This is a genomic window from Nitrospira sp. Nam80, assembly GCF_965152575.1.
Genome location: NZ_OZ224216.1, coordinates 2907707 through 2932953, shown reverse-complemented (window position 1 = coordinate 2932953; position 25247 = coordinate 2907707). Strand labels below are relative to the sequence as shown.

At 60.0% G+C, this 25247-nt stretch carries 20 protein-coding genes and 1 pseudogene; 5 read left to right on the top strand and 16 right to left on the bottom strand.

Going from position 1 to position 25247, the window contains the following annotated elements; genetic code table 11:
• Positions 1 to 11 precede the first annotated feature (11 nt).
• From ACWGXE_RS13720 to ACWGXE_RS13700, 5 genes and pseudogenes are all read right to left on the bottom strand, one after another.
• A pseudogene (locus ACWGXE_RS13720) lies at positions 12 to 2734 on the bottom strand (cation-transporting P-type ATPase).
• Positions 2735 to 2918: 184 nt separating this feature from the next.
• Positions 2919 to 3965: an MBL fold metallo-hydrolase gene (locus ACWGXE_RS13715; protein ID WP_447598359.1), complete on the bottom strand. Its 1047-nt coding sequence runs from the start codon at positions 3963 to 3965 to the stop codon at positions 2919 to 2921.
• A gap of 38 nt (positions 3966 to 4003) precedes the next feature.
• Entirely contained in the window at positions 4004 to 4762 is a 759-nt protein-coding gene (locus ACWGXE_RS13710) for a pirin family protein (RefSeq protein ID WP_447598358.1), read from the bottom strand.
• Between the two features lie 33 nt (positions 4763 to 4795).
• Positions 4796 to 5719 (bottom strand): DUF5996 family protein, encoded by a 924-nt coding sequence (locus ACWGXE_RS13705; RefSeq protein ID WP_447598357.1) that lies wholly within the window; start codon positions 5717 to 5719, stop codon positions 4796 to 4798.
• Between the two features lie 167 nt (positions 5720 to 5886).
• Positions 5887 to 6150, bottom strand: coding sequence for a ubiquitin carboxyl-terminal hydrolase 14 (locus tag ACWGXE_RS13700; RefSeq protein ID WP_447598356.1), 264 nt, complete (start codon positions 6148 to 6150; stop codon positions 5887 to 5889).
• 179 nt (positions 6151 to 6329) lie between these two features.
• Between ACWGXE_RS13700 and nhaA the strand changes: the two genes are divergently transcribed.
• The 4 genes from nhaA to ACWGXE_RS13680 all read left to right on the top strand — a co-directional run bounded on the left by nhaA (position 6330) and on the right by ACWGXE_RS13680 (position 10787).
• Positions 6330 to 8066 carry a Na+/H+ antiporter NhaA gene (nhaA, locus tag ACWGXE_RS13695; protein ID WP_447598355.1) on the top strand — a complete coding sequence of 579 codons (1737 nt, stop codon included), beginning with the start codon at positions 6330 to 6332 and terminating at the stop codon, positions 8064 to 8066.
• Positions 8023 to 8169 carry a Na+/H+ antiporter NhaA gene (locus ACWGXE_RS13690; RefSeq protein WP_447598353.1) on the top strand — a complete coding sequence of 49 codons (147 nt, stop codon included), beginning with the start codon at positions 8023 to 8025 and terminating at the stop codon, positions 8167 to 8169. The genes nhaA and ACWGXE_RS13690 overlap by 44 nt, the downstream gene beginning before the upstream one ends.
• 143 nt (positions 8170 to 8312) lie before the next feature.
• A complete protein-coding gene (locus ACWGXE_RS13685) occupies positions 8313 to 9650 on the top strand; it encodes an amidohydrolase (protein ID WP_447598351.1) in 1338 nt (445 codons plus the stop codon).
• 51 nt (positions 9651 to 9701) lie between these two features.
• Entirely contained in the window at positions 9702 to 10787 is a 1086-nt protein-coding gene (locus tag ACWGXE_RS13680) for a hypothetical protein (RefSeq protein WP_447598349.1), read from the top strand.
• On the opposite strand, the gene ACWGXE_RS13675 is transcribed toward ACWGXE_RS13680, so the two are convergent.
• From ACWGXE_RS13675 to cls, 5 genes are all read right to left on the bottom strand, one after another.
• Complete coding sequence (locus tag ACWGXE_RS13675) at positions 10733 to 11194, bottom strand: c-type cytochrome (protein WP_447598348.1); 462 nt, start codon at positions 11192 to 11194, stop codon at positions 10733 to 10735. The genes ACWGXE_RS13680 and ACWGXE_RS13675 overlap by 55 nt on opposite strands.
• A 106-nt stretch (positions 11195 to 11300) precedes the next feature.
• Positions 11301 to 12548, bottom strand: a complete 1248-nt coding sequence (gene soxC, locus ACWGXE_RS13670) for a sulfite dehydrogenase (RefSeq protein WP_447598346.1) — start codon at positions 12546 to 12548, stop codon at positions 11301 to 11303.
• Positions 12549 to 12649: 101 nt separating this feature from the next.
• Entirely contained in the window at positions 12650 to 12910 is a 261-nt protein-coding gene (locus ACWGXE_RS13665; protein ID WP_447598345.1) for a DUF2630 family protein, read from the bottom strand.
• A gap of 103 nt (positions 12911 to 13013) precedes the next feature.
• Positions 13014 to 13967, bottom strand: a complete 954-nt coding sequence (locus tag ACWGXE_RS13660) for an aldo/keto reductase (protein WP_447598343.1) — start codon at positions 13965 to 13967, stop codon at positions 13014 to 13016.
• A gap of 286 nt (positions 13968 to 14253) precedes the next feature.
• Complete coding sequence (cls, locus tag ACWGXE_RS13655) at positions 14254 to 15693, bottom strand: cardiolipin synthase (protein ID WP_447598342.1); 1440 nt, start codon at positions 15691 to 15693, stop codon at positions 14254 to 14256.
• A 153-nt stretch (positions 15694 to 15846) separates the two neighbouring features.
• Between cls and ftsH the strand changes: the two genes are divergently transcribed.
• Positions 15847 to 17988 (top strand): ATP-dependent zinc metalloprotease FtsH, encoded by a 2142-nt coding sequence (gene ftsH / locus ACWGXE_RS13650; RefSeq protein ID WP_447598341.1) that lies wholly within the window; start codon positions 15847 to 15849, stop codon positions 17986 to 17988.
• A gap of 587 nt (positions 17989 to 18575) precedes the next feature.
• Here the strand turns inward: ftsH and ACWGXE_RS13645 are convergent.
• The 6 genes from ACWGXE_RS13645 to ACWGXE_RS13620 form a co-directional block, all read right to left on the bottom strand.
• On the bottom strand, positions 18576 to 19028 hold the full coding sequence (locus tag ACWGXE_RS13645) for a DUF5069 domain-containing protein (protein ID WP_447598339.1): 453 nt from the start codon (positions 19026 to 19028) through the stop codon (positions 18576 to 18578).
• Between the two features lie 81 nt (positions 19029 to 19109).
• Positions 19110 to 19322, bottom strand: a complete 213-nt coding sequence (locus ACWGXE_RS13640; RefSeq protein WP_447598338.1) for a type II toxin-antitoxin system HicA family toxin — start codon at positions 19320 to 19322, stop codon at positions 19110 to 19112.
• Positions 19319 to 19540: a type II toxin-antitoxin system HicB family antitoxin gene (locus tag ACWGXE_RS13635; protein ID WP_447598336.1), complete on the bottom strand. Its 222-nt coding sequence runs from the start codon at positions 19538 to 19540 to the stop codon at positions 19319 to 19321. Before ACWGXE_RS13635 ends, ACWGXE_RS13640 begins: the two co-directional genes overlap by 4 nt.
• Before the next feature lie 79 nt (positions 19541 to 19619).
• Positions 19620 to 22427 (bottom strand): cation-translocating P-type ATPase, encoded by a 2808-nt coding sequence (locus tag ACWGXE_RS13630; protein WP_447598334.1) that lies wholly within the window; start codon positions 22425 to 22427, stop codon positions 19620 to 19622.
• Positions 22428 to 22753: 326 nt separating this feature from the next.
• Positions 22754 to 23623, bottom strand: a complete 870-nt coding sequence (locus ACWGXE_RS13625; protein ID WP_447598332.1) for an MBL fold metallo-hydrolase — start codon at positions 23621 to 23623, stop codon at positions 22754 to 22756.
• 217 nt (positions 23624 to 23840) lie between these two features.
• Positions 23841 to 25133, bottom strand: a complete 1293-nt coding sequence (locus tag ACWGXE_RS13620) for an NAD(P)/FAD-dependent oxidoreductase (protein WP_447598330.1) — start codon at positions 25131 to 25133, stop codon at positions 23841 to 23843.
• Between the last annotated feature and the right edge of the window lie 114 nt (positions 25134 to 25247).

Genomic DNA, 25247 nt, shown 5'->3' with positions numbered 1-25247 from the left:
GCCGGTCGGTATCAACCCATGGAAGGAGACTCCGGCCGCCGGCGCCAGGTTCGATTGAACCTGCGCTGCACCGCCTTTTCGATTTCGGCGACGATAAAGACAAGCGCGCCGGCCAGACCCACCTTGAGCCACTCTCCCGCAGTCAGACCCGTCGAACCGAATACCTTCTGCAGCGGACCGGCATACACATAAGCCGCCTGGAGGGCCGCGCACGCGACGATCACGATCGGGACATAGAGGTTTCCGAACAGTCCGTCATACGACATCACGGATCCGAAAATATGGCGGCTGTTGATCAGGTAGAACATCTCAGCCGCCACGACCGCGCTCACGGCCATGGTCCGTGCGGTTTCAATGGTGGCGCCGCTGTTCAACTCCCAGAGGAATAGCCCGAGGGCTCCCGTCATCATCAGCACGGAGACCATCAGAATCCGCCATACGAACAACCAGGACAAGAGCGGCTCACGAGGATCGCGTGGAGGCCGCTGCATGACATCGGATTCCGGCGGTTCAAAGGCTAAGGCGAGGCCGAGCGTGCTGGACGTTACCATGTTGATCCAGAGCACCTGCGCCGGCGTCAACGGCAGCGTCAGTTCGAACAGGATTGCGGCCGTCACGACCAGCGCTTCGCCTCCGTTCGTCGGCAGGATGAATAGCACGAATTTCCGGATGCTGTCGTAGATGCCGCGCCCTTCACGCACGGCGCTGCTGATCGTCGCGAAGTTGTCGTCGGCCAGCACCATATCGGCTGCTTCCTGCGCGGCGTCGGTGCCTTTCAAACCCATGGTCACTCCGACATCCGCGCGCTTGAGCGCCGGGGCGTCGTTGACCCCGTCGCCGGTCATGGCGACCACCTGGCCCGTCGCCTGCAGGGCATGGACCAGACGCAGCTTGTGTGCCGGACTGGCACGCGCAAACACATCGATTTGGGGCACGATCAGTCGAAGTTGCGTGTCGTCCATCGTTTCGATTGCGGAGCCGGTGAGGGCCGGCTTGTCGTGGCCGATGCCGAGGCGCGCGCCGATGGCGCGCGCCGTATCCGCGTGGTCGCCGGTAATCATTTTCACCCGGATTCCGGCGGACGCGCACTCCGCCACGGCGGCCGTCGCTTCATCCCGGGGCGGATCAATGATTCCCAGGAGGGCGAGAAGGGTGCAGCCTGTCTCAACCTCCGAGAACCGCAAATCGTGGCGAGTGGATGGAGCGTGCTTCATGGCGATTGCCAGAATACGCATGCCTTGGCCGGCGTAATCAGCGGCGCGGGCGAGCCAGTAGGTTGGGTCAAGGGGCAGATCGTGAGCGCCGGAGCGATAGTGCGTGCACATGTCGAGGACGCGCTCGGGCGCGCCCTTCACAAAAATGAATCCGTGGCGCTCATGGTCGTGATGCAGCGTGGCCATGAAGCGATGCTCGGATTCGAAGGGAATACCATCGGTGCGTGGAAGAGCCTCTTGCTCAGCAGCGCGATCGATGCCCGCTTTGGCTGCCATGGTGAGCAGGGCTCCCTCCGTCGGGTCGCCCTCAACCAGCCAGGTGCCATCATGACGGCGGAGGCGCGCGTCATTGCAAAACAAACCGGCCCGCACGGCCGTGATCAACTCCGGATAGTCGCCTGCCGAGACGGTCGTTCCCGCCAGATGGAATCCGCCCTCCGGCGCATACCCGACCCCGGTCACTTCAAATATATGGTGGCCTGCGGTGATCGATTGGACCGTCATCTCATTCCTAGTCAAGGTACCGGTCTTGTCGGAGCAGATGACCGTGACCGACCCGAGCGTTTCAACGGCCGGCAAATGCCGGATGATGGCGTTGCGTTTGGCCATGCGCCGCACGCCGAGGGCCAGCGTAATGGTCATGATCGCGGGTAGGCCTTCGGGAATAGAGGAGGCGGCCAAGGCCACGACCATCATGAACATGTCATCGGGAGCGTGCCCGCGCCATAGAACTCCGATCAGAAAAGTGGCCAACGCCATCAGTCCGATGGCGATCCCCAGGAACCGGCTGAACCCCGCCATCTGGCGCAGCAAGGGAGGCGTCACTTCCTGCACCTGCTCCAGCATCGAGCTGATGCGGCCCAGTTCGGTTCGAATGCCGGTCGCGACCACCACCCCGGACGCCTGTCCAGATGCTATCAACGTGCCGGAATACAACATGCAACGGCGATCGCCCAGCGCCGCATCCTCCCGCACCGACGCCGGCAACTTCTCCACCACCTGGGACTCACCGGTCAGGATCGCTTCATTCACATGCAGGCTTTTTCCGGCGATGAGGCGGAGATCGGCCGGCACCTTGTCACCGGACGAGAGGACCACAATGTCGCCCGGTACGACAGCCTCGGCAGCCATCACGATTGGTTCCGCATCGCGAAGGATTGTCGTTTGGAGCGTAAGCATGTTGCGGATCGTATCGAGGGCGTTCTCGGCTTTGCCTTCCTGGATAAAACCGATGACGGCATTGACGATGACGGCTGCGAAGAGTACCGCTGCGTCGATCCAGTGACTCAGTAGGAAGGCGATCACCGTTGCGACTAGCATCATATAGATCAGCACGTTATGAAACTGCAGGAGGAAACGCAGCCAGGCCGGATGTTTGCGTGGCGGCGGAAGCCGGTTGGGTCCGTACTCCGCTAGTCGTCGCGTTGCTTCGGCTGGCGCCAGTCCACGGCGCCGATCGCTCTCCAGCCGTTCAACTCCTCGTTGATGTCGAGGCTGTGCCATGAAATTGCCTGGTTCATCGCCCAGTCATGACCCAGGAATCATTAAGTTGGACCTCCACAGTATTGTGCAATCGGCACGGGTCTCTTCGGTCTACAGGCTTCACCTTCGCCCAGAGATAACTAGCCTATGATGGTGTCCGAAGCGGAAGGCGGGAAGAGCTCACCCACGGATCATCGGCATGAGACGGGCTGGTTCGGAACGTTACCATTCGCGCGTCTCTCCATGTTTAAAGACCCACACCCGGGCGGGATCGAGTCCTAATCGGTGAGCTTCGGCGTTCAACCGGAGAGGCGGCTCCGCAATCGGTTCATCCGTCATGTCGAACGTGCCCCAATGGATGGCGGCAAAGTTCCGGGCCTGAATGTCGGCAAATAGTTGCAGGGCTGCTTCGGGCGTCATATGTGTCATCCGCATCATCGAGGGAGGTACATAGGCGCCGATCGGAATCGCGGCCAGGTCAAACGGGCCGAAGCGGGTGCCAATTTCTTTGAAGACGGAATAATAGCCTGTGTCCCCCGCGAAAAAAAACCGTTTCCCGGCGCCGGCCACCGCCCAGGTGCTCCACAGCCGCCGATTGTGATCCCACAGCGTGCGTCCTGAAAAATGCTGAGCGGGAAGACAGGAGAAGGTCAGACCGCGGATCTCCCGGTTCTCCCACCAATCCAGTTCCTCCACCTTCGTGATACCGAGATCTGCGAGCCATGCTTGTAAGCCGAGGGGCACGAAAAACAGCGGGTCGTGAATTTGTGCCAACCGCTGAACCGTGTCTACATCGAGATGGTCATAATGATCGTGCGAGATCAGGACAATGTCTACCGGCGGCAATTGTTCGAAGGGAACGCCCGGAGGCGTCATTCGCTTCGGTCCGGCGAACGAGACCGGACTGGCCCGTTCCGACCATTGCGGATCGGTTAAGATCGTCATCCCATCCAATCGAATGAGCAGTGTGGAATGCCCGAACCAGGTCGCGGTTGTCCCGGTATTCCGATGCAGGGAATCAGTCGCGGCGTGATCAACGACCGGGAGGTTGGATACTCGTGGATGAAACGTCGTTGTCCATGTTCGCGACGGGACGAAGGTCAGGCGCTCCCAGAAGCTCGGCGGAACAAATGCCGGATCGGTGTTGCGAAAACCATTGTTCAGGATATGCGCCTTGCCGCCGGGCGGGGATTCGGGAGTTCCGCCGCATCCCGGCGAGAGACCCAGGCACAGAATGATTCCCGCCAAGAGGACCGGCCGCCGACTCATCGGTGTGTAGTCCCCATTGCTGGCGCAGGACCGTCTGGTTACCTGGACGACAGGCCGGCTGCGGTCTCCCAGATCAGGACTTCCGCTCCGTCCGGTATGCCGGCGCTGAGCCGCCGGCCGCCGGCTGCGGTCAACCGCACGGCATCGCCCGTTTGCAACAATCCGGCTCCTTCCAGTTCGGCGGTTCCTTTGGCGATAAAGATGTGAACATATCGGGCGTCGGGAACTTGCACTGCCTCGCCGGGCTTGAGTCGTCCGCCCCAAAGAACCGCGCCTTTTTGCCTGATCGAAATCGCCGCCTGATGTCCGCGGCCTGACGCGATCGGCACGAGGCCGCCCTTATTCAGTTCTCTGCTGATATCGAGCTGCTCATACCCGGGATTGATCCGCTCCGTATCCGGCGGCACCCACATTTGTACGAAATGGACCTCCTTATCCTTCATCGGATTCATTTCACTGTGCCAGATGCCGGTTCCGGCGCTCATTCGCTGCGCGAGCCCAGGATAGATCATGCCTTTGTGGCCTTCAGAGTCCTTATGCTCCAATTCCCCATCCAGGACCCAGGTGACAATCTCCATGTCTCGATGAGGATGCGTGCGAAAGCCCGTGTCCGGCGCCACGCGATCATCGTTGCTGACAAGCAACAGGCCATGATGCGTATTCGCTGCGTCATAGTGGCTCGAAAAACTGAAGCTGTGCCGAGAATCGAGCCAGCTGATCTGCGTGTGGAATCGATCGTCGGCACGACGAATGTCGATCGCCGGTCCGGCCGCCTCCGCCTCATGTCTGCCGCTCATGATCCTTTCCTTTCGTGGCGAATGAGCCGTCCATCACTTGCTCCTCCGCTCCAGCGCAGCCCGGTCCCACTTGCCAAGATCGGCCGCCGCTTCATACGTGCTTTGCAGAAACGCGAGAAGAAGGCGGTCGGGATCCTCCGCCCTGCGAACGGCGTCATACGGCAACAAGAACTCTCGAAAGTCCCGACTATAGAAAGCTTCGTCTGGATAGATAGGATAGGAGGCAAACCCTTCGGGCTCCGGATAGGCATAAGCATAAAAGCAGGGTTGATCCACCGCGCCTCCGCCCGGCCAGAAGCCGCAGCTGCTGACTTCATGTGAATAGGCTTCCTGCGCCACGAATTTCGCGAGGTGGGGGGCGCCGGGATGCTGCGGCGCAGGGCGACCGGAGAAGCGAGTCACCGCCAGGTCGAACGCTCCCCAGAAGAAATGCACCGGGCTCACTTTGCCTTCGAATCCTGCGCGAAAGTCCGTCAGCACACGATCGGCCTGCAGCAAGATACGCAAACACCGCTGGGCGTAGTCGACATCATAGGCGGTGTGATGCCGGTCCTGTTCGAACGGCGTCCGGTCGTCCACTTCAACGGGCGTCGTCCAGATGTCCACCTCGATGCCCAGTGATCGTAGGGCCGCCATCGTATCCTGATAAAAATCGGCAACGGAGCGCGGCACGAGCGCGATCGAGCGAATCTCTCCCTCCGCGGTCTGAATTATCTGCTTGTGGTCGAGAAAGTCGAAATCGATTTGAAAGACCCGCGTCCCGTAGGGTATCGGCGACGTGGTCAGTCCGCGAGGGGTGACATACAGGGTCACTTCCCACCATTGGCAGATCATCGGCGCCAGCGCCAGTCGAATTTTGCCCACGATCTGCGTCCACATGTGGAGCGTCGCGTAGGTCTCTCGCCACGCCTGCAAAGGCAGGCTTGGCCAGACAGGCGTGTCTCTCGGAACCGTCATTGTTCGTTCGCCGGTCAATAAGCGGCCTCCATAACAGCCTCACAATGCCTGTTCTGCGGTTACATGACTTTCAGGCCGGCGAGGACGGCTTCGCCAACCGCTCTCGCGCTGCCTGGACTTGTCGGTTATGCTCTCCCAGAACATAATACCCCGCCACGAATTGGCCCTTACCCTGTCATCATCAGCTGATCGGCGTAACACCAGCGCCAAGCTTCTCCCGGTTCGAACGATTGCACGATCGGATGCTGCGTCTTGCGAAAGTGCTTCGTTGCGTGGGTATTCTTGGATGAGTCACAACAGCCGACGTGTCCGCACGTGAGGCAGAGGCGAAGGTGGACCCACGTATCTCCGGTCTTCAGACAGTCCTCACACCCTTCGGCGCTCGGTTCCACAGTACGAATTTGATTGAGATGGGTGCAAATGGTTGCCATAAGCGCAGCTCCTTCTCTTCATACGTACTCATCTTGCGCCCGGTTCAGGTTCAGATCAACCCTGAAGATCGAGAACAATTCATAGGTTCGCTCTCGGCTGCCGGGACGGCGTTCCGAAATATTTGCCGGGATGGTATAAACAAGCCATTGTCGTTTTCTCCTCTCTGGAAGGCCGGTCAATGATGACTCATGGCCACGCACACAAATTGGATCGGCCGGTCGACAGCAAACGGGATCACATCCTCGGAAACTCCCATGCCGACATGACGCTGGTCGAGTACGGCAGCTACGCCTGTCCGTATTGCCATGCCGCGCATGACATCATTGCCCGGCTGCGCGATCGGTTCGGCGACCGGATGCGATATGTGTTTCGGCATCGGCCCATTCCAGGCAGCGACGAGGCCGAGCGAGCCGCGGTACTGGCGGAGTATGCGTCGCAGACGACCGGAGAATTCTGGCCGATTCACGATGCTCTGATGACGCGCGGGCCGACGTTCCATGAAGGAGACCTCGAACGGATTGCCTCCGAGTTCGATCTGCCGCCGCGCGAGGCGTGGGATGAGGGGACTCGACGAGCGGCCGGTGAGCGAGTTGCCGAGGACGTTCGGAGCGCGCAGCGCAGCGGCGTGCGGGAAACGCCGACGTTCTATCTGAAAAACCGCCGGTATGAGGGCGCGTGGGACGAGAACTCGCTCGCCGAAGCCATGCTGGGCTCGCTGGGGCATCGGCTTCACAGCGCGACGGTGGATTTCGTTCGATGGGCGCCGTCTGCCGGCCTCTCTTTGTTGCTGATGTCGGTCGTGGCGATTCTGCTCAGCAATTCGACGATCGGCTCGGCATTCACCTCCTGGTGGCACGAGCCCTTTGGCCTTCACATCGGCGGCCGAGATTTCACATTGCCCGTCCTCGAGTGGATCAATGACGGATTGCTGACCATTTTCTTTCTGGTGGTGGGGCTGGAGATCAAACGGGAGTTCACAGTAGGCCGCCTGGCCACGAGACGGGCCGCCGCGCTTCCGATCCTTGCCGCGTGCGGCGGCATGATCGCACCGGCGTTCATTTACCTGCTCGTCGTCCCGCCGGGTCCGTGGCATGCGGGCTGGGGAATGACGATCGCCACGGATACCGCCTTTGCGGTGGCATTGATCGTATTGCTTGGAGATCGAGTCCCGGTGGAGCTGCGCGTGTTTCTGACTGCCGCAGTGATCATGGACGATCTGGTAGCGATTGCCCTGATTGCCTTGCTTTATACGGGCGCGCTCGACCTGCGATATCTGGTTGCCTCACTCGCCGTCACGGGGCTGCTCGCGGCGTTTAATCAGGGGGGTGTGTATAGTTCGTTGCCCTATGCAATTGTCGGGGTCGTCTTATGGGCCTGTCTGCATGGCTCTGGGCTGCATGCGACTCTGGCCGGCGTGATCCTCGCCGCCGTGACTCCCACGCTGCCCCCTGCGAATCTCCGCGCTCTGTTGGCGCAAGCCGAAGCAGTCTTTCGCGCCGAAATCAAACGCGCCGGAGACGCCGTCATGCGGCACGGACCGTCCGAGCCGGCCATTCAGGCCATGGATGTCATCCATGATCGGATCGAATCGCCGGCCAGCAAACTGCTTCGATCGGTCGAGCCCTGGTCCAGCTACGTCGTGTTGCCCTTGTTCGCCCTCGCCAATGCCGGCGTAGTCTGGTCGTTCGATGTGTTCGAAGGGCATGCACGTCTGATTGCAGCGATCATTCTTGGCCTCGTGGTTGGAAAACCCCTGGGTATCTTTTCAGCCGCCTGGATTGCGGTCCGCTGGGGGCATTGCCGTAAAGCCGGCGGCCTATTCATGGCGCCAGTTATTCGGCGCCGGCGCCTTGGCCGGCATTGGGTTTACGATGTCCCTGTTCATCGCGGGCCAGGCATTTGCCGACGCGACTGACTATGCGGCCGCCAAGATCGCGATCTTCATTGCTTCATTATTGGCCGGAGTCGCGGGCGTTCTGATCCTGTCGCCGCGAAGCCGGGCAAGGAACTCCGCATAAGCGAGTTGATTTCGGTTCGCACCCCCGCAAGCCCTATGGCATCGTTCCGGATTGTCCAGTTGACCTAGTTATGTGGATGTTGTAGTCGGTGGAATGAGTCCATGACTCGCCTGGATAGTCAGTGAGTGTCGAAAGGACAACCGATGAACGTTCTCCCCCTTTCTGCCGGCCTTTTCTTCGGAGTGCTGTTCTCCATATCGATTCCGAACGAAGGGAAGGCTGAGAATCCTTCTCTTGAGGCGAAGGTTCGGGAGAGGGCCGCAGCGGTAGAGGCCAAGCTGATCGCTTGGCGGAGAGATATTCATCAACACCCGGAACTCGGGGACCAGGAAAACCGCACCTCTCGCCTTGTCTCGGAACATTTACGCAGCCTGGGGCTGGAGGTCAAAACCGGCATCGCGCGGACGGGAGTGGTCGGCATTCTTAAGGGGGCCAAGCCGGGTCGCACGGTGGCGCTACGCGCTGATATGGATGCGCTTCCCGTCAAGGAACCGGAGGGGTTACCGTTTGCCTCCCAGGCGAAAGGGCGGCATGGGGGAAAAGAGGTCAGCGTCATGCATGCCTGCGGGCACGATACGCATACCGCCATGTTGATGGCGGCGGCCGAGGTGCTCGCCGGTTTGAAGGACGACCTACCCGGCACGGTCCAGTTCATCTTTCAGCCGGCGGAGGAAGGCTCCAGTCTCTTTGCACCAGGCTCCGGAAAGACGTGGGGAGCCAAATTGATGCTCCAAGAAGGAGTCTTCGCAGAGACAAAACCCGATGCCGTCTTCGGTTTACACGTCATGCCGGGACACTCCGGTGAAATTTTCTATCGCAGCGGTGCAACCACGGCAAGCGGTGACTCTCTCGACATCACGGTGACCGGGAAACAAGGGCATGGCGGTATGCCGTGGAACTCCATTGACCCCATCGCAACGTCGGCCCTTATCATCTCCGGCCTGCAGACCGTGGTAAGCCGGAAGGCCAACCTGGCTCTTTCACCTGCCGTCGTCACGATCGGCATGATCACCGGGGGCGAAGCGGGGAACGTGATCCCTGAGACGGTGCATATGACGGGAACGATCAGGACGTACGATGACAGTGTACGGGAAGTCGTTCACCATGACAGCCGAGTCACGGCGGAAAAGATTGCAGAGAGTGCCGGAGCCACAGCTGATGTGTCGATCGTCAATATCTATAATACGACGGTGAATAATGAGCGATTGGCTGAATGGGCTCGACCAGTCTTGCACCGGGCAACGGACGGCCGGCTGCGTCATGGGCCGCTGGTGGGGGCGTCCGAAGACTTTTCTTTCTTTGCCGAAGCGACGCCGGGCCTTTTTGTCTTTATGGGTATCACGCCCCGCGATCAAGATCCCGCGAAGGCCGCGCCGAACCACAGTCCCGGTTTCTTTGTCGATGAGAGCGCCTTGGTGATCGGCACTCGAACCATGGCCTCCCTGGCCGTGAACTTCCTTAGCTCACCGCCTAAAGAATAAAGGATGATTTAAGAGGCGCAGCTTTTCCTTGCGCACGAGTTGGCATGTTACATGATTCCTGCCCGATGGTGCCTTCTAAGTCTACTCGCCGCCTGCTGTATGCTTCTCGACACCGCATGGGCGGGCGACTTCGCAGCCGGCGCGCCGGTTCGTGAAGCCCCGCTGTTTACGGGCACGCTGCTCTCCACCCGCGGCAGTACGATGGATCACGGCCATATGGTAGTGGAGCCCTACTTCTACTTCACCCGATTCGGCGGACTGTACAACAACAATTGGCGGCTGCAATCGGCGACCACCACCCGTACCACCGTGGCGCAAACCTATTTCATCTACGGCGTGACCGATCGTATCGATGTGGAAATTGCGCCGCAGTGGCTCGGCAATCATTCCCAGGACGAGTCGATCGACGGCTTTGGAGATTTTCCGCTTCAGATCGGCTTTCAAGTGGTGAGAGGCCGCGTCCAGTCATGGCGGCCCGATGTCCGCCTCTGGGTTCAAGAGACATTTCCGACGGGAACTTATAGCAAGTTGCAGCCGACCCGAGGGCATCTGGGTGGGACAGGCGGCGGATCGTTTGCCACAACTTTCGGCATCGGCGCGCAAAAGCTGTTCTGGCTGGACGACGGTCATGTGTTCAGGGGACGCCTGAATGCCTCCTACGGATTCTATTCACCGGTCACCGTGCAAGGGTTCAACTCGTACGGCGGAGGGTTCGGGACGGAAGGCCGTGTGGAGCCGGGATCAGTGACCACGCTCACGGTCGCCGGCGAATATACGCTGACCCGCCATCTGGTTCTGGCGCTTGACGTGAGTGTGCAGTTGGCAGAGGCGACCCGCTTTTCCGGAACGCCTGGTGTCGGCGTGACGGCGGAGCCCGCGACCGTCGGAAAGGGCTATAGCGAAGTGCTCACCCTCGCGCCCGCTGTCGAATACCTCTGGAATCAACATGTCGGGTCATTGCCGGCCCCTGGTTCAGCCTGCGGGGCAGGAACACATCCGAGTTCTTCGGCATCGTGGCGGCGCTGTATCTCTACTTATGATGAAATGATGGACGTCGAGTTTGCTCGGCGTTCAGCGGTTGGCTACCTGACATCCGGCCTTGGGTCCATCACAAAGCCGTTTCGATTCGGCATCTGAATGGTCGGCAGGGCCTGTGCGTCCAACACCATATCCTCTGCGATGATCTTATTTTGGAAGAGCAGCCAGGCGATCACCGAGTAGACTTCATCCGGTGTGAGAGACTGCGGCGCGTCAAACGGCATGGCGCGATTGATGTAGTCATACAGAGTGGTCGCATAAGGCCAGTAGCTGCCGATAGTCTTGACCGGCTTGGCGGCCTGCAGCGTATTCTGCCCGCCGACGAGCCTATCCTTCGGCCCTTCGACCCCGGTCGGCCCGTGACAGGCCGCGCATTTCGTCGCAAACACGCGGGAACCCTGCTGCACCGTGCCTTGTCCCGGCGGCAAGCCTTCACCGGTCGGTGAGACATCGATGTTCCAGGCTCGGATCTCTTCTTGGGTCGCAGGGCGACCGATTGTATCCATCCCTCCGTGTTCGCCCCCCGACCATCCGGGCCACACGCAACCAAGCACGACCACCGCCGTTCCGAGGTATGCGAGTATGAAGCAGGCGGGCCTGTTCACGGTCCCGTCACGCATAGATGTTCCGTACCGATCCATCCTGCTCCACTTTCCAGCTTTGGATTGCGTTGTAGTGATAGATGGAATTGGTTCCCCGGACTTTCACGAGTTCCTCTCGCGACGGTTGGACATACCCGCTTTCATCGACGCACCGGCTTTGCAAGACCGCTTCTTGGCCGTTCCATCGCCAGGGGAGGCGGAAACGCGTATGGCATTTGGGCAGCACCGGCTCCTGCAATCGAGCCTCTTGCCAGGTTCGTCCGCCATCGGAGCTGACCTCTACTTTCGTGACCCGCCCCCGGCCGCTCCATGCGAGGCCGCTGATCTCGTGAATGCCGGGATGGATCCGCTGGCGGCCGGAGGGATAAGTAATTACCGATTTGGCTTCCATCACGAGCGTAAATTGATATGCCTTCCCATCGGGCATCAGATCCGTGTACTTGGCCGTCTCCCAGCGGGTCATGAATGGGGCGGACCCGAGCTTGAGTCGCCGGAGCCACTTCACATTGATATTGCCCTCGAATCCCGGCAGAAGGAGCCGCAAGGGGTATCCTTGTTCAGGGCGCAACGCCTCGCCGTTTTGGCCATAGCAGATCATCGCCTCCTGCAAGACCTCCGGCGTGAGGGGAACACTGCGGTTCAGCCCGGCCGCATCGCTGCCTTCAGCCAGCATCCAAGAGGCCTCGGGACGCATGCCGGCCGAGTCAAGCAGAGTGGACAGCTTCACACCGGTCCATTCGCTCGTGCTGGTCAACCCGTGAGTATCCTGAACCGAAAAGTCCTGCGCGTCCTTCCAGCCGTCCCAGGTATTGCCCGAACATTCAACAAAGGCGAGCCGGGAAACGGCGGGCAACCGCTCCAATTCTTCGACGGTGAAGATCAACGGCTTCTCCACCAGCCCATGAATCAGCAATCGATGGCGAGTTGGATCGATCGCGGGGACGCCGTTATGGTGTCGCTCAAAATGCAGCGACGACGGCGTGACGATCCCGTGGAGATCTTGAATCGGTGTGAGCGAATTGTAGTTATTCGGAGCGTTGGCGCCCCATCCATGGGGCGTTCCCGGTCCGGCTCCACCGAGGCGTTCCTGCTTCTCAAACGGCGACCGCTCGCCGTATGGACGAGGTAACGCGCCGGGCACGCGCATGGGATCCTGCGGAACTACGGTCTCTCCTGCGCGGGCCGCAGGAAGAATCAAGGCAGCCGCTCCCGCCGCCATGAGACCCGCGCTCTGCCGCAAAAACTTCCGCCGATTCATCTGCTTGGCTCCTTCCTCACACCGAGTCGATGAGTCCTACGCCGTAGTACCGTTCCTTGCGAGATATATCGACGGCTGGGATGCGAAAGGGGCGCAGGCCTCTATTGCTCATAGTTCTCCACGACCTGTGCCGGACGGGCCTGGGCCTGGTCCGGATCGAGACCGGCTCCGCGAAGCGCGCGACGCTGGCGCAGCAAGTCCCAGCAGCGGTCTAATTCCACTTGAATATTGGCAAGCAATTGACGATCGGTTTCTCCGGCTATTCCCCGTTCCCCCTGCTCATAGAGCCGATGTTCGTCTTCAACGAGTTGCTGGATCCGAGCGAGTACCGGTTGATCTGTTGCCTTGACTTTGTCGTCCATGGAAAGGTCCTCCCCAAAAAATCCTAGCCCGCCATGAAACATTGAACAAGGGCGACGTCACGCAAAGGCGGCGTGTTGAAGGCGGGCTCTCGCTCACGGGCGTTCATCCCGTCGGTTCCGCATGAACATGATTCCCGGTCGGCTTCGATAAGATGTTCTCGAGTTCCGCCAGGTCCGCCTCGGACAAGCGCCAGCCGGCTGCGGCGGCATTGGCTTTCACTTGGTCGGGTGAAGTCGCGCCGGCAATCACCGATGCGACGGTCGGCCGGGAAGCCAACCACGACATGGCCAACTCAAGCAGCGTGCGGCCGCGCGACGTTGCAAACTTCAACAGCGAGTCCACCAGCAACAGATTCTCTTCCGTGAAGGGCTCTGTGCCGAATCGGGATTCAAGGCGACTTCCTTGCGGCGGCTGCCGCCCATGGCGATATTTACCGGTCAAGAGGCCGCTCGCGAGCGGGAAGTAGGGAATAAAGGCCAAGCCGGCGCGGCGGCATTCTTCCAGTACGCCGCGTTCCGGTTCCCGGTGGAGCAGGTTGTATTCGTTTTGCACGCTGATGAACCGGGCCGCCCCCGGGCGGACCGCCTTTTCGGCGGCCTGCAGCTCGTCTGTCGAAAAGTTCGAGCAGCCGATCTCGCGCACCTTTCCCGCCCGCACCAGTTCATCGAGCGCGCCCAGTGTCTCTTCGATCGGTGTCTTGGGGTCCGGCTGATGAAGTTGGTAGAGATCGATGCAATCGGTTCCCAGCCGGCGTAAGCTGTCCTCGGCCGCTTGCCGGACATAATCCGGTTTCGCGCCGGTCCGTTGAGCATCTACCTGCATGCCGAATTTGGTGGCCAGAACGATGTCGCTCCGGCGGCGGCCGAGCGCGCGCCCGAGAAATTCCTCGCTTTTGGTTTCGCCGTAGATGTCGGCCGTGTCGAAAAACGTAATGCCCGCATCCAGCGCAGCCTTGACCACCGCCTCGGTGCGGCGTTCATCAAGCCTGCCTCCAAAATTGTTGCAGCCAAGGCCCACCACCGAGACGGTGAGCGATCCGATTCGTCGTGTTTCCATAAGGCTCCTTTTTCACGCGTGCTCTTTAGTTGTTCAAGGAACCAGGCCCGGCCGTCTTCATCGGTTCACTTGGGAGCGGAGGATTCCGGGGAGAGCTTCTTTCTCAAGGTTCTCGCGCACGCCACGCCGGCAAATCCGCCTCCGATAATTACGATTCTCGTCATACCCGCATGGAGATCCTCGTCTCGTGGTGAACGGTCAGTATAGGGGCACGCATATCTCTATGCGAGGCATTCTGTGCCGCCGTCGCTGTCCAATTGGATCACGACTGAATCACGGCCCTGAATTACAGTAATGGAGACAGCAGCCTCGCGACCGAGTCTCGGAGCCGAACCGCGACGCTTCGCTTCTCATATTCCGCGACATCAAATTCGGTACAGAAGGCGAGGTCCCGCTCAAAGTCCTGTTCCAACTCTTTGACGAAGCGCTCGCTGTAGAGCACGGCGTTCAATTCATAATTGATACTGAAGCTGCGAATGTCGATATTCGCGGAGCCGATCGAACAGACTTTCGAATCGATGCTGATCGTCTTGGCATGCAGGTAGCCCTTTTGGTAGAGGAAGACACGCGCGCCGCTTGCGACGATTTCGGCCATATAGGTGTTGCCGGCCCAATCGGGCAGCCGGTTGCCCGAGGGCCGGGCGCTCAGCATGATTTTCACCTCGACGCCGGACATGGCGGCCGAGCTCAAGGCCTCGGCCAGGCTTGCGTCGAGAATGAAATAGGGAGATTGAATGTAGACGTGCCGCTGCGCGGAGACGATCATGAAGGAGTAGAGCTGCCGGATCGCCGCCCATTGTGAATCGGGGCCGGAGGTCAAAATCTGAACCGGCACCTCGCCCGGCGGGGTGGCAGCCGTGAGGGGTGGAAAGTAAGCGGGTGAGAACAGGTTTTCCTTCACGGCGTTGTACCAATCCACCATGAACACCGCCTGTAAGAGAACCGCCGCTTCGCCAACGAGGCGCACTTGCGTGTCACGCCAGGAGTCGAACCCCGGTCCTCCATCGAGGTGTTCCTGTCCGATATTCATGCCTCCGGTATAGCCGATCGATCCGTCGATGACTGTGATTTTGCGGTGGTTGCGGTAGCTGATGGTATGGAACCGGTAGAGGGGCGAAGTAGGAGCGACGTGGACACCAGCCGCTCGGAGGTCCGCGAGATATGCGCGGGTGAGGTGAGCATGCGAGCCGATCGGATCATAGAGCAGCCGAACTTCAATGCCCCGCTTCGCTTTCGCCTTCATGATCTCTTTCAACGTTTCGGTGAACGGGTCTGTGCCCCAGATGAAGTACTGGAGATGGATCGACTGTTGCGCGGCTTCCATGTCTTTCATCAGGCTGGCATAAAACTCGGACGCGTTTTGCTGAATCTCCACATGATTTCGGTTGGTCAACGCGGAATGGGAATTGCGCCTCACGAGCGTCATGAGTTTTCGGCGGCCGGCGCTCTGTCCTTCGAGGCGCGCGATCTCCGTATCCTGGCGAGACAGTACCGGCGAGAGCAGAGGGAGAGCGTTCGCTTCAAGGTCCTGCCGGAGCAGCTCGGTCTGTTTGCTGAAGGCTTTTCGATCTCTACCGAACAGCACGTACACCAAGACGCCCACGCCTGGAGCAAAGATAAATGCCAGCATCCAGGCCAGGGTCGCTTGGGGCCGCCGATTTTCCAAAATGAGGAACACACCCGTCAGGAGCGCATAGAGCGCGAGCGCAGTCGTAAGGAATGTCACGACATGGTCCACCAGGCCCATTTAGCGCAGATGTTCGAGAATCGTTCAACCGGCGGTGGCGCAGCTTGTTATGAGAATGTGTCAGTGATACTGTCCATATTCAGTGGGCCCAGTATGCAGCCCGCCCTGGGTATCGGAGGAGGGTAATCAACCATGAACTCAACGGGACCGCAGACCAGACGGAACGGCGATTCCAAGCCGGCCGGGCGGGCACAGCCGCCCGACGGGGGATCCGGCTCCACAAAGGGCGATCTGATGAAGATGCCGCCGGGCAAAACGTGGCTGTGGTTCATGTTGGCCCTCGCGGTCAACTATTTATTGGTGCGGATGCTCGTTCCAAGCCCGGAAGCCCCGATCACGGTTCCCTATACCCTCTTTAAAGAGGAAGTGGGAAAAAACAACGTGGAGGCGATTTACAGTCAGGGCGATACTATTACGGGTCGCTTCACGGCGCCGATCACGTATCCGCCGGCAAACGATAAGGGCTCGTCATCCGGCAGTGGTTCCAGGACTACGAGCGAGCGCGGCGTGGGACCTCGCGGCCCTTCGCCCAACACCGTCACCACGTTCGAGACTATCCTGCCCGCCTTCGTCGATCCGGGGTTGGAAAAGTTCTTGATCGAGAACAAGGTGGAGATCAGCGCGAAACCGATACAAGAAGGCGGGAGTCTCTGGGCCACGCTTCTGTTCAGCTTCGGTCCCGCTTTGTTCTTCATCGGGTTCTACATCTGGATCTTCCGGCGGGCATCGCAGCAGGGAGGCGGCCTGATGGGAGGGGGGCTGATGGGCATCGGCAAAAGCACGGCCCGCCGGTACGATCAGGACAAGGATACGAAAGTCACCTTCGATGACGTCGCCGGCATCGATGAAGCCGAAAACGAATTGGTGGAGATTGTCGATTTTCTGCGGGATACCAAGAAATACACGCGCTTGGGCGGGACCGCCCCAAAGGGCGTGCTGCTGGTCGGGGCTCCCGGCACAGGGAAGACGCTCCTTGCACGAGCGGTCGCGGGCGAGGCGGGAGTGCCGTTTTTTTCGATGAGCGCGGCGGAATTCGTGGAGATGATCGTGGGGGTCGGCGCGGCGAGAGTGCGGGATCTCTTCAAGCAGGCGCGGGAGCATGCGCCGGCGATTGTGTTCATCGACGAGCTTGATGCGATCGGTCGCGCGCGCGGCCAGGTGGCGATCGGCGGTTCGAGCGAGCAGGAACAGACGTTGAACCAGATCCTGACCGAAATGGACGGCTTCTCGAGCCGGGAAGGTATCATTGTGTTGGCGGCGACGAACCAGCCGGACGTGCTCGACAAGGCGTTGCTGCGGCCGGGACGATTCGATCGGCGCGTCGTCGTGAATCTCCCTGACAAGACGGGGCGTGAGGCTATCCTCAAAGTGCATACCCGCAATGTGCCGCTTGCGAAGGACACGATCCTGGCGGACATTGCCGCCGTGACCCCCGGCCTTTCGGGCGCCGACCTGAAGAACCTCGTGAATGAGGCGGCCTTGTTGGCGGCTCGCCGCGAGCAGAACGAGGTGCGCGAGAAGGATTTTCTCGACTCGCTGGAAAAGATCGTGCTCGGTCCGGAACGGCCGATTCTCATGAGCCAGGCGGATCGGGAGCGGATCGCCTATCACGAGGGCGGGCACGCGATCCTCGGTCTTGTCGTACCAGGCGCCGATCCGGTGAACCGTGTGACGATTGTGCCGCGCGGGCAGGCGCTCGGCGTGACGTACCAGCGTCCTGAGAGTGACCGGTACAATTACCCGGAAGCCTATCTCCGCGCCAGAATTGTCGGCATGCTGGGAGGCCGCGCGGCCGAAGAAATTGTCTACGGCACCAGGACGACCGGAGCGGAAAACGACATTGAACAGGCGACCGGATTGGCCCGCCGGATGGTGACGCGCTGGGGCATGAGCGATCGGCTCGGGCTGGTGCAGCTTGCGCCGCAAGATAATCCTTATCTCGGCGGCGCGGGCGGGTTCACCGGCGCCAAGCCGTTCAGCGATCAGACGGCTGAAACCATCGACGCCGAAGTGCAGCGAATCATCGGAGAGAGCCATGAAGAGGCCAAGCGCCTGCTGACCGCGCATCGGAAGCAACTCGATGCGCTGGCAGAGGCCTTACTGTCACGGGAGACGCTCAATGAAAAGGAAATCTTGGAGGTTACCGGACTCCCGCCTGCGCCGGCCCTGGACAACGGGATGCTGCCCATTCCCTCGGCGGAAAAGAAGAGCGGAAGCCCGGCTCACGAAAGCGTGACACAGAAGAGTTCGCAGGCGACGGATCGGTCGAGTTGAGTTTGGTCCCCTGCATCTTCAGTTGGTCGCCAATATCGAAACAAAAGCCTACGTTTGAGCAGCCATCCGTCCCTGCAACTCTCGCCCGCCATCTCTCCTGATTATGTTGTGTGGAATCGTAAGTGTAGGAAACGTTCGATGATTTCAGTCACACATAAGGAAAGACTTTAAGTGTGGATTCGAACTGTCCGGAGAGCAGCCATGCGCATGGGAACAGACCCTTTCGGGCTTTATCGGGCGCAAGACCTGTCGCACCACCGGGCGTAGTTAGGGGGATGGAAATTAAGGCGACTTCAGACATCAGAAAAAGCTTTAACTTCGGTTCTTCGATCGTATGAAGTTCCATTACCTCATTCCATTACAGAAGTCGGCACCTAAGTAGCCATCCGCCTCGGCAAACCGGGTGAATGATGCTCCAAAGGCATGCATTCGATTCCTGGTGTTTCGCGAGGTTCACATCACAAATTCTCATCTTTCCTTGAAAGCCTCCCTACACATTCTGCTGGCGGCCTCTCATGCTCAGGACAAGTTGGCGCTCCGAGAAGTGCGGAGGCGCCTAACTCGGCTTGCTCTCGCTTCAGAGGAATTTAGCTTCTCTGGACCGGCAGGCGGCCTTCGTCCAGATCGATGAGATCCAGGACACTTATTGAATTGACGTCTATCTTTGACGCGAGGTCCGGATACATACGCCGCCGATAGCCCGCGAGTGCTGCGTCGGGTCGATAGCGCTCGATTTGTTCAGCCCATGCCTGTTTTTCGGACGGGGTCGCCGGCTTCGCATGGTCCTCCACCCAGGCGAGCACCTCATCATCGGAGCGGCTGGACATAATTGCCTGGCGTAATGCCTCGGCGTTCAACCCGGTAAACGCGAGAAATCGTCCGTCCAGCGTGTAGTCCGCTCCCAGCAGATTGGCGGCGTAGGCCTGTGGCAATTCCCCTTTGGCGAAGAGGCGGACCTTATCGATCAAACGTGGTAGAAGAATATATCCGCCGAGCGATTCACGTGGAGATCGCAATGGGATTGTTTTGGGAGGAGCCATGGTATCGCTAAGGAGTCGAAGACGTTTGGATACAGGAAGGCGCGATCAGGAAACGTGGGACTGTCCGGCGTGAGCCGCCATCTACAAATCTTCCGGTGTGAGACCAGTTACCTTCGAGAGTCGGACGAGCATGCGCGGGCCGACTTCATCACGATCATGAAAAGCGAACACTACATCAGGCCAACCAGGTCGGTGAAGGACCCGATGAGATCCGGTTGTACGTTTGACTTGCCAGCCGATGCGAAGAAGAGCGGAAAGAACGCGGGAGGCCTGTGTCGAGGGCCAACGGCTCATGCCGCGATGAAGGAGAGGTTCAGTAGTTCCTCCGGGACTGCTTCGCTATGTTCAAGACGATCAGCCATCGCGCGAAGAGCCAGGGCTTGGACCGCGGCCAGCGCGCCGGCACGCGTCTCCCCGTAAGCCATCACCCCCGGCAGCGCCGGCACCTCACCGATCCACCGACCGTCTTCCTCTTGCTCCAGCTCGATCTTTAATTGAGTCGTCTTGGTCATGGATTCAATCTAGCTCTAATAGTCGATAGGCTAAGCGCGGACACATGAAAAAGCAAGCAGTCATAGGAACCAGGCAGCGCTATTTCCAGCGTCTGACTCTCGCTATCAGTTTGCTCAATTCCCGGAGCCAAAGGACCGAGCTGGCCACGATTGTGCACCGGAGCCAGTCCTCTGCGCTCAGACTCACCGTCGAGAATGCTTGCTGCAGAAAGGGGATGTAGACGACGGCCATCTGCAACAAGAGCGATAACAGGATGCCCGCCCAGAGCCACGGATTGCTGAAGAGTCCGACGAAAGCGCTTTCGCTATCAGAGCGCGCATTGAAGATATTGAAGAGCTGAAACAGGATCAGCGTGGTAAAGGCCATCGTCTGCCCGTACTGCATCGTGCCGGAGCCTTCGATCACGCCGCCGGGCAGGCTCGCATCGAGTACAAAGAGCGTTCCCGTCGCCATGATCGCGCCGACGAAGACAATGCCCGCCCACATGTCACGAGTAATCACCCGTTCATGGCGCGGGCGCGGCGGCCGAGTCATGTTCCCCGCCTCAGCCGGATCGATTCCCAGTGCCAGTGCAGGAGCGCCGTCGGTCACGAGGTTGATCCATAGGATCTGCGTCGCGAGCAGCGGCAGCACGACGGCGCCGTCGCCTTGGGAGGCGAGCCCGATCACGTCAGCCAGCAACACGCCGAAGAACATCGTGATCACTTCGCCGATATTCGATGACAACAGATAGCGCAGGAACTTGCGGATGTTGGAGAAGATGGCGCGTCCCTCTTCGACAGCCGCGACAATCGTGGCGAAATTATCGTCGGCCAGCACCATGTCGGCCGCTTCTTTTGACACATCTGTTCCGGCCATTCCCATCGCCACGCCGATATCGGCGGTCTTCAACGCGGGCGCGTCGTTCACGCCATCCCCCGTCATCGCAACCGTGTTGCCGTCGCGTTGCAGCGCTTTGACGATTCGCAGCTTGTGTTCCGGATTGACGCGCGCGTAGACGGACACTTCTTGAACGGTCCGGTCCAGGGCCTCATCCGGCATCTTTTCGATCTCCGCACCTGTCATGGCCCGCCCGGCCGTCGCGATGCCGAGTTCCTCAGCGATGACGGCGGCGGTTGCCGGATGATCGCCGGTAATCATCAGGGCGCGGATGCCCGCGTTCTTCGCCCGCGTCACGGCAGCCCGAGCCTCCTCGCGCGGCGGATCCATCATGCCGATCAGGCCCAGAAAGACGAGGTCCTGTTCGACTCGTTGATCCACCTCGTCGGCCTTGAATCCCTCTTTCGGCAAGGACCGGGACGCCAGCGCAAGCGTCCGCAGCGCCTCGCCGGCCAATTCTTCATTGGTTTTCAAGATCTCTGCCCGACGCGCGTCTGTGAGAGGCCGCGTCTCTTCTCCGACCAATTCATGCGGGCAGCGCGCGAGCAAAATATCCGGCGCCCCTTTGGTAAAGGCGAGGAGCCGTTCCTGCCTGTTTGCGTCGCTATGAATGGTGCTCATCAGCTTGCGCTCGGATGAGAACGGCACTTCGGCCAGGCGTGCGAAGCGCGCATCCAGCGGTTCCTTTTCAAGCCCGGCCTTCCGTGCCGCGACGATCAAGGCCGCTTCAGTCGGATCGCCTTGCGCTGTCCAAGCCCCATTGTGTTCCTGGATGACGGCATTGTTGGCCCGGTCGGCGGCCGCCAGCGCGCGCATGACCTCGAACCTCAGCGCTCCGTCCAGCGATCCTCCGCCGTCCGGTTGGACCAGGCCGCGGGTCGCGTAGCCGGTGCCGCTGAAGCTGACGCTCCCACCGGCTGTGACGAGCTTGCGTACCGTCATCTCGTTCTTCGTGAGGGTGCCGGTCTTGTCGGAGGCGATCACGGTCGCCGAGCCGAGGGTCTCGACTGCGGCGAGCCGGCGTACGATGGCGTTCCGTTTCGCCATGCGCTGCACGCCGATGGACAGCACGGCGGTGACCACTGTCGGAAGACTCTCGGGTACGGCCGCGACGGCCAGCGCCACGCCCAGGATGAGGACATCGATGACCGCTGAGAGACTGCGCACATGCTCCACTGAAATAATCGTGGCGATCATCACGATCGCGATGATGACGACAATGATACCGAGCACTTTGCCGGCATGGTCCAACTCCGATTGCAAGGGCGTAATCTCGGCCGGGGCCTGCTTCAGCAGCTTGGCGATGCGTCCCATCTCCGTCTGCATGCCGGTCGCGGTCACCACCGCGCACCCGTGGCCGTACGTAGCGGCCGTGCCGCTGAAGACCATGTTGTGACGGTCTCCCACCTCCGCGTCTTCGGCGATTGCGACGGTGTCTTTGGAGACGGGGAGGCTCTCGCCCGTCAGCGGCGCTTCCGCCGTTTGCAGGGAGCTTGAACTGATCAGACGCGCGTCGGCGGGGATCGTGTCGCCTTCCTCGATAAGCATGATGTCGCCCGGCACAATCTCATCCGCCGGAATGCTGTGGCGTACGCCGTTACGAATAACTCGGGCCTGCGCCGCCGACATGCGGCGGAGCGCCGCCACGGCCTCTTCCGCCCGTTCCTGCTGAATGTACCCCAGGACGGCGTTGAGGAGCACGACGATGAAGATGGCGATCGCTTCGTAGGGGAGTGCCGAGTCCCGCTCATAGACCCACAGCCCTGCGGAGATCGCGGTTGCCACCAGCAGCAGAATGACGAGGACATCTAGAAATTGAGCGAAAAACTTCTTCCAGGCAGGAACGGGTTTCTCAACCGTCAAGACATTATGGCCGTACGTCACGAGGCGGGCGCGGGCCTCTTCGTCACTCAAGCCGTGTTGCGCATCGGTGTTCAACCAGGCCAGCAGGTGGTCGGCGCTCTGCCGGTAAGCTTCGGTCGATTCAAGTTGGGTCGTCGCGGTCATTCTTGTCTCGTCGCAGCTCTTGTCGCAGCTCTTATGGAGGTCGTCTCCAGAGAGGCGAGAAACATAGGCATCCGTGGCTCCTAAGCTACCAGATAAGGATGGTGAATCGAAGCAAGGATTTTCTGCTTCCAGGCTGCGCGGCCGGGTGAGAAAGAGAAGCGCGTTGAACGCGGAATAGATCAGGGATATGAGAAGCCGAAGGAAGCGTGGGAGATGCCGGCGGGGAGACCTAAGGACATCCGGACGGTTGATGGTGACCGCATGAGTCCCGCTTCACGGGACGACGAAACATGACAGCGAGCGATTCGTGGTGAATCCCGAGCGAGTCACTGGTTGCTGCGTTGGGATTGAGCGAAATACCTGTAAACACCCTCCACGTTCTCGGGAAACCATTCCTTGTAGCGTTGCCACTGCTCATACTTCGGTAATTGCACGGTATCTCTGGCCTGTTCCAGAGTCATTCCTTTTTGGATCGACTCCTTCACCGCGGCGGTGAGATCCTCTAGATATCCGCGGAACAACCGCACATGCTCCTTCTTCCCGATGTTGCCATGACCCGGCACCAGCGTCTCGAAATCCAATTGTTCGACCCGCTTGAGCGACTCGATCCAGTCATCGGGATAGTCGCTACGCATCGTGCGGTAGGCGACGGTTTCAACCGGAATGAAATCGACGGCGAAGAGCAGCTTCTCCTGGGGCAGGAGGAGGACAATGCTGTTGTCGGAATGATTTCTCCCGGTATAGATCAGCTCGACGCGCTTGCCGCCCAATTCGATGAACAGGCGATCCGTAAAGGTGATGTCCGGCACAGGGATCTGCGGATCCGGCTCCTTTTCAATCTGCCGCTTGGCCGCCCAGTGGCTCACAAAAATCGCCGTGTCGGCAAAGACATCGCCTCCGGAGATATGATCGTTATGGTGATGGCTATAGATCACATAGCGCACCGGTTGATCGGTCAGCTTCTTGATCTCGGCTTTGAGCCATGCCGCCGCATCGGGAGTGATCGGGTCTGTGACGATGGCGCCTTGCGGGGTGATGATAAACATGGATTGGTGAAATTGATGCCGGAACAGATAGAGGCCCTCGCTCAATTTCGTGATCTCATTGTCCGCCCTCGGCTGAGCCGGCGCGTCCGGTCGTTGCACCAAGAGACAGCCAAGTACCATCAAGAATGCGAACCACTTCACGATACGCATGGAAATCTCCATTTCAGATCAGGATCGCCTTAGCCACGTACCACTACGCATCAGCAGGAGCCGTTCCAGCCGATCAACCGCAATCATATTCACCTTGTATGCCGTTGAAAGCCCGAAGTTATCAGTCCTGGATTGATAGAGGTGGTCTACGAAATGAAAGGATGTGACGAAAGGAAGTGCCGAAATGGCGGCACAGAGCCGAAAGAGCGGCATGGCGTCACTTCTTTTCCGTTCGCCCGCCATCAGATTCCTTCTGCAAATGCTCCGTAATCAAGGGGCTGCTTCCTTGGCGTGTGAAATAGGCCCAGATCCATTGCGCCATGACCGCCAGCCGGTTGCGAAACCCGATCAACAGAAAGATATGGACCAGCGACCACAGGAGCCAGGCCGGCAAGCCCGAAAAGCTTGCGCGTCCGAATTGTGCCACCGCGCGATGGCGTCCGATCGTCGCCAGAATGCCGCGATCGTGATAGCGGAACGGAAGACGGTCCTGGCCGCGCAGGTCGCGCAGGATATTCTCTGCCGCCGCTTGCCCTTGCTGTAAGGCAGCCGCGCCCAGACCGGGCACCGGTATCCCATTCGCATCGGTGAGCGCTGCCATATCGCCGATGACAAAGATTTCACGGTGTCCGGGCAGACTCAAATCCTGCTCGATGAGTACTCGTCCCGCGCGATCGGTGTCCGTGGTGAGCGCCTTGGCCAGCGGCGAGGGTGCGACCCCGCTTGCCCACAGTGTCACATCGGCCGGAATCCAGTGGTCTCCCACTTTGATCCGCCCCGGTTCGACTCCGGTCACCATGCTCCCAGTGTGGACTTCGACGCCGAGCTGCTCCAATTGCCGGGTGGCCTTCCTCGACGACTCTTCCGAATAGGTTCCCAGGATGCGCGAGGCGCCCTCATACAGGCGGACATGTGCGGTGGTCGTATCGATGGCCTTGAAGTCTCGTGCCAGAGCGAGTCGCGCCAGGTCGGCAATCGCCCCTGCCAGCTCGACGCCGGTCGGACCGCCGCCGACCACGGCGAAGTTGAGCGGGGCTTGCCTCCCGCTCACGTACGCGTGGCGTTCAGCCGTTTCGAACGCCAGCAGCAGCCGCTTGCGGATTTCTACCGCGTCTTCAATGGTCTTGAGACCGGGCGCGTCCTCCTCCCACTCATCGTGCCCGAAGTAGGCATGACGCGCTCCCGCCGCAACAATCAGATATTCGTACGGCAGTTCAGCTCCGTCGCTGAGTTTCACCAGGCGCGCGGCTCTATCGAATTCGACGACCTCGGCCAAAATGGTTCGAACGTTGCGCGAGTGACGCAAGATATAGCGCAGGGACGATGCGATCTCACCGGGCGACAACATGCCCAACGCCACTTGATAGAGCAACGGTTGGAACGTGTGGTGGTTTTTCCTGTCGATGAGGGTCACGTCAACTGGTTCATTGGAGAGGACCTTGGCCGCATGAAGACCGCCGAACCCACCGCCGACGATGACGACCCGAGGACGATGAGGACTTACGCTCATTGACGATCCCTATCAAGCAATGCATGACGGCTCGGCAGCGTGGCCGGGACATGAGCGGGGCGTGATGAGGCACATGATCCATCCGGCATTTCAACCGCCGCTCAATAGTCCGAA

What these genes read in the sequence shown, in the direction of transcription:
- ACWGXE_RS13640 (WP_447598338.1), bottom strand. Translation starts at nt 19,322, where the DNA reads ATGAGCCGTTGGCCCTCGACACAGGCCTCCCGCGTTCTTTCCGCTCTT.
- ACWGXE_RS13675 (WP_447598348.1), bottom strand. Translation starts at nt 11,194, where the DNA reads ATGGATACAATCGGTCGCCCTGCGACCCAAGAAGAGATCCGAGCCTGG.
- ACWGXE_RS13705 (WP_447598357.1), bottom strand. Translation starts at nt 5,719, where the DNA reads ATGACGGTTCCGAGAGACACGCCTGTCTGGCCAAGCCTGCCTTTGCAG.
- ACWGXE_RS13680 (WP_447598349.1), top strand. Translation starts at nt 9,702, where the DNA reads ATGATTCCTGCCCGATGGTGCCTTCTAAGTCTACTCGCCGCCTGCTGT.
- ACWGXE_RS13620 (WP_447598330.1), bottom strand. Translation starts at nt 25,133, where the DNA reads ATGAGCGTAAGTCCTCATCGTCCTCGGGTCGTCATCGTCGGCGGTGGG.
- ACWGXE_RS13625 (WP_447598332.1), bottom strand. Translation starts at nt 23,623, where the DNA reads ATGCGTATCGTGAAGTGGTTCGCATTCTTGATGGTACTTGGCTGTCTC.
- ACWGXE_RS13685 (WP_447598351.1), top strand. Translation starts at nt 8,313, where the DNA reads ATGAACGTTCTCCCCCTTTCTGCCGGCCTTTTCTTCGGAGTGCTGTTC.
- ACWGXE_RS13635 (WP_447598336.1), bottom strand. Translation starts at nt 19,540, where the DNA reads ATGACCAAGACGACTCAATTAAAGATCGAGCTGGAGCAAGAGGAAGAC.
- ACWGXE_RS13715 (WP_447598359.1), bottom strand. Translation starts at nt 3,965, where the DNA reads ATGAGTCGGCGGCCGGTCCTCTTGGCGGGAATCATTCTGTGCCTGGGT.
- ACWGXE_RS13690 (WP_447598353.1), top strand. Translation starts at nt 8,023, where the DNA reads ATGTCCCTGTTCATCGCGGGCCAGGCATTTGCCGACGCGACTGACTAT.
- ACWGXE_RS13660 (WP_447598343.1), bottom strand. Translation starts at nt 13,967, where the DNA reads ATGGAAACACGACGAATCGGATCGCTCACCGTCTCGGTGGTGGGCCTT.
- ACWGXE_RS13645 (WP_447598339.1), bottom strand. Translation starts at nt 19,028, where the DNA reads ATGGCTCCTCCCAAAACAATCCCATTGCGATCTCCACGTGAATCGCTC.
- soxC (WP_447598346.1), bottom strand. Translation starts at nt 12,548, where the DNA reads ATGAATCGGCGGAAGTTTTTGCGGCAGAGCGCGGGTCTCATGGCGGCG.
- ACWGXE_RS13630 (WP_447598334.1), bottom strand. Translation starts at nt 22,427, where the DNA reads ATGACCGCGACGACCCAACTTGAATCGACCGAAGCTTACCGGCAGAGC.
- ftsH (WP_447598341.1), top strand. Translation starts at nt 15,847, where the DNA reads ATGAACTCAACGGGACCGCAGACCAGACGGAACGGCGATTCCAAGCCG.
- nhaA (WP_447598355.1), top strand. Translation starts at nt 6,330, where the DNA reads ATGATGACTCATGGCCACGCACACAAATTGGATCGGCCGGTCGACAGC.
- ACWGXE_RS13700 (WP_447598356.1), bottom strand. Translation starts at nt 6,150, where the DNA reads ATGGCAACCATTTGCACCCATCTCAATCAAATTCGTACTGTGGAACCG.
- ACWGXE_RS13665 (WP_447598345.1), bottom strand. Translation starts at nt 12,910, where the DNA reads ATGGACGACAAAGTCAAGGCAACAGATCAACCGGTACTCGCTCGGATC.
- ACWGXE_RS13710 (WP_447598358.1), bottom strand. Translation starts at nt 4,762, where the DNA reads ATGAGCGGCAGACATGAGGCGGAGGCGGCCGGACCGGCGATCGACATT.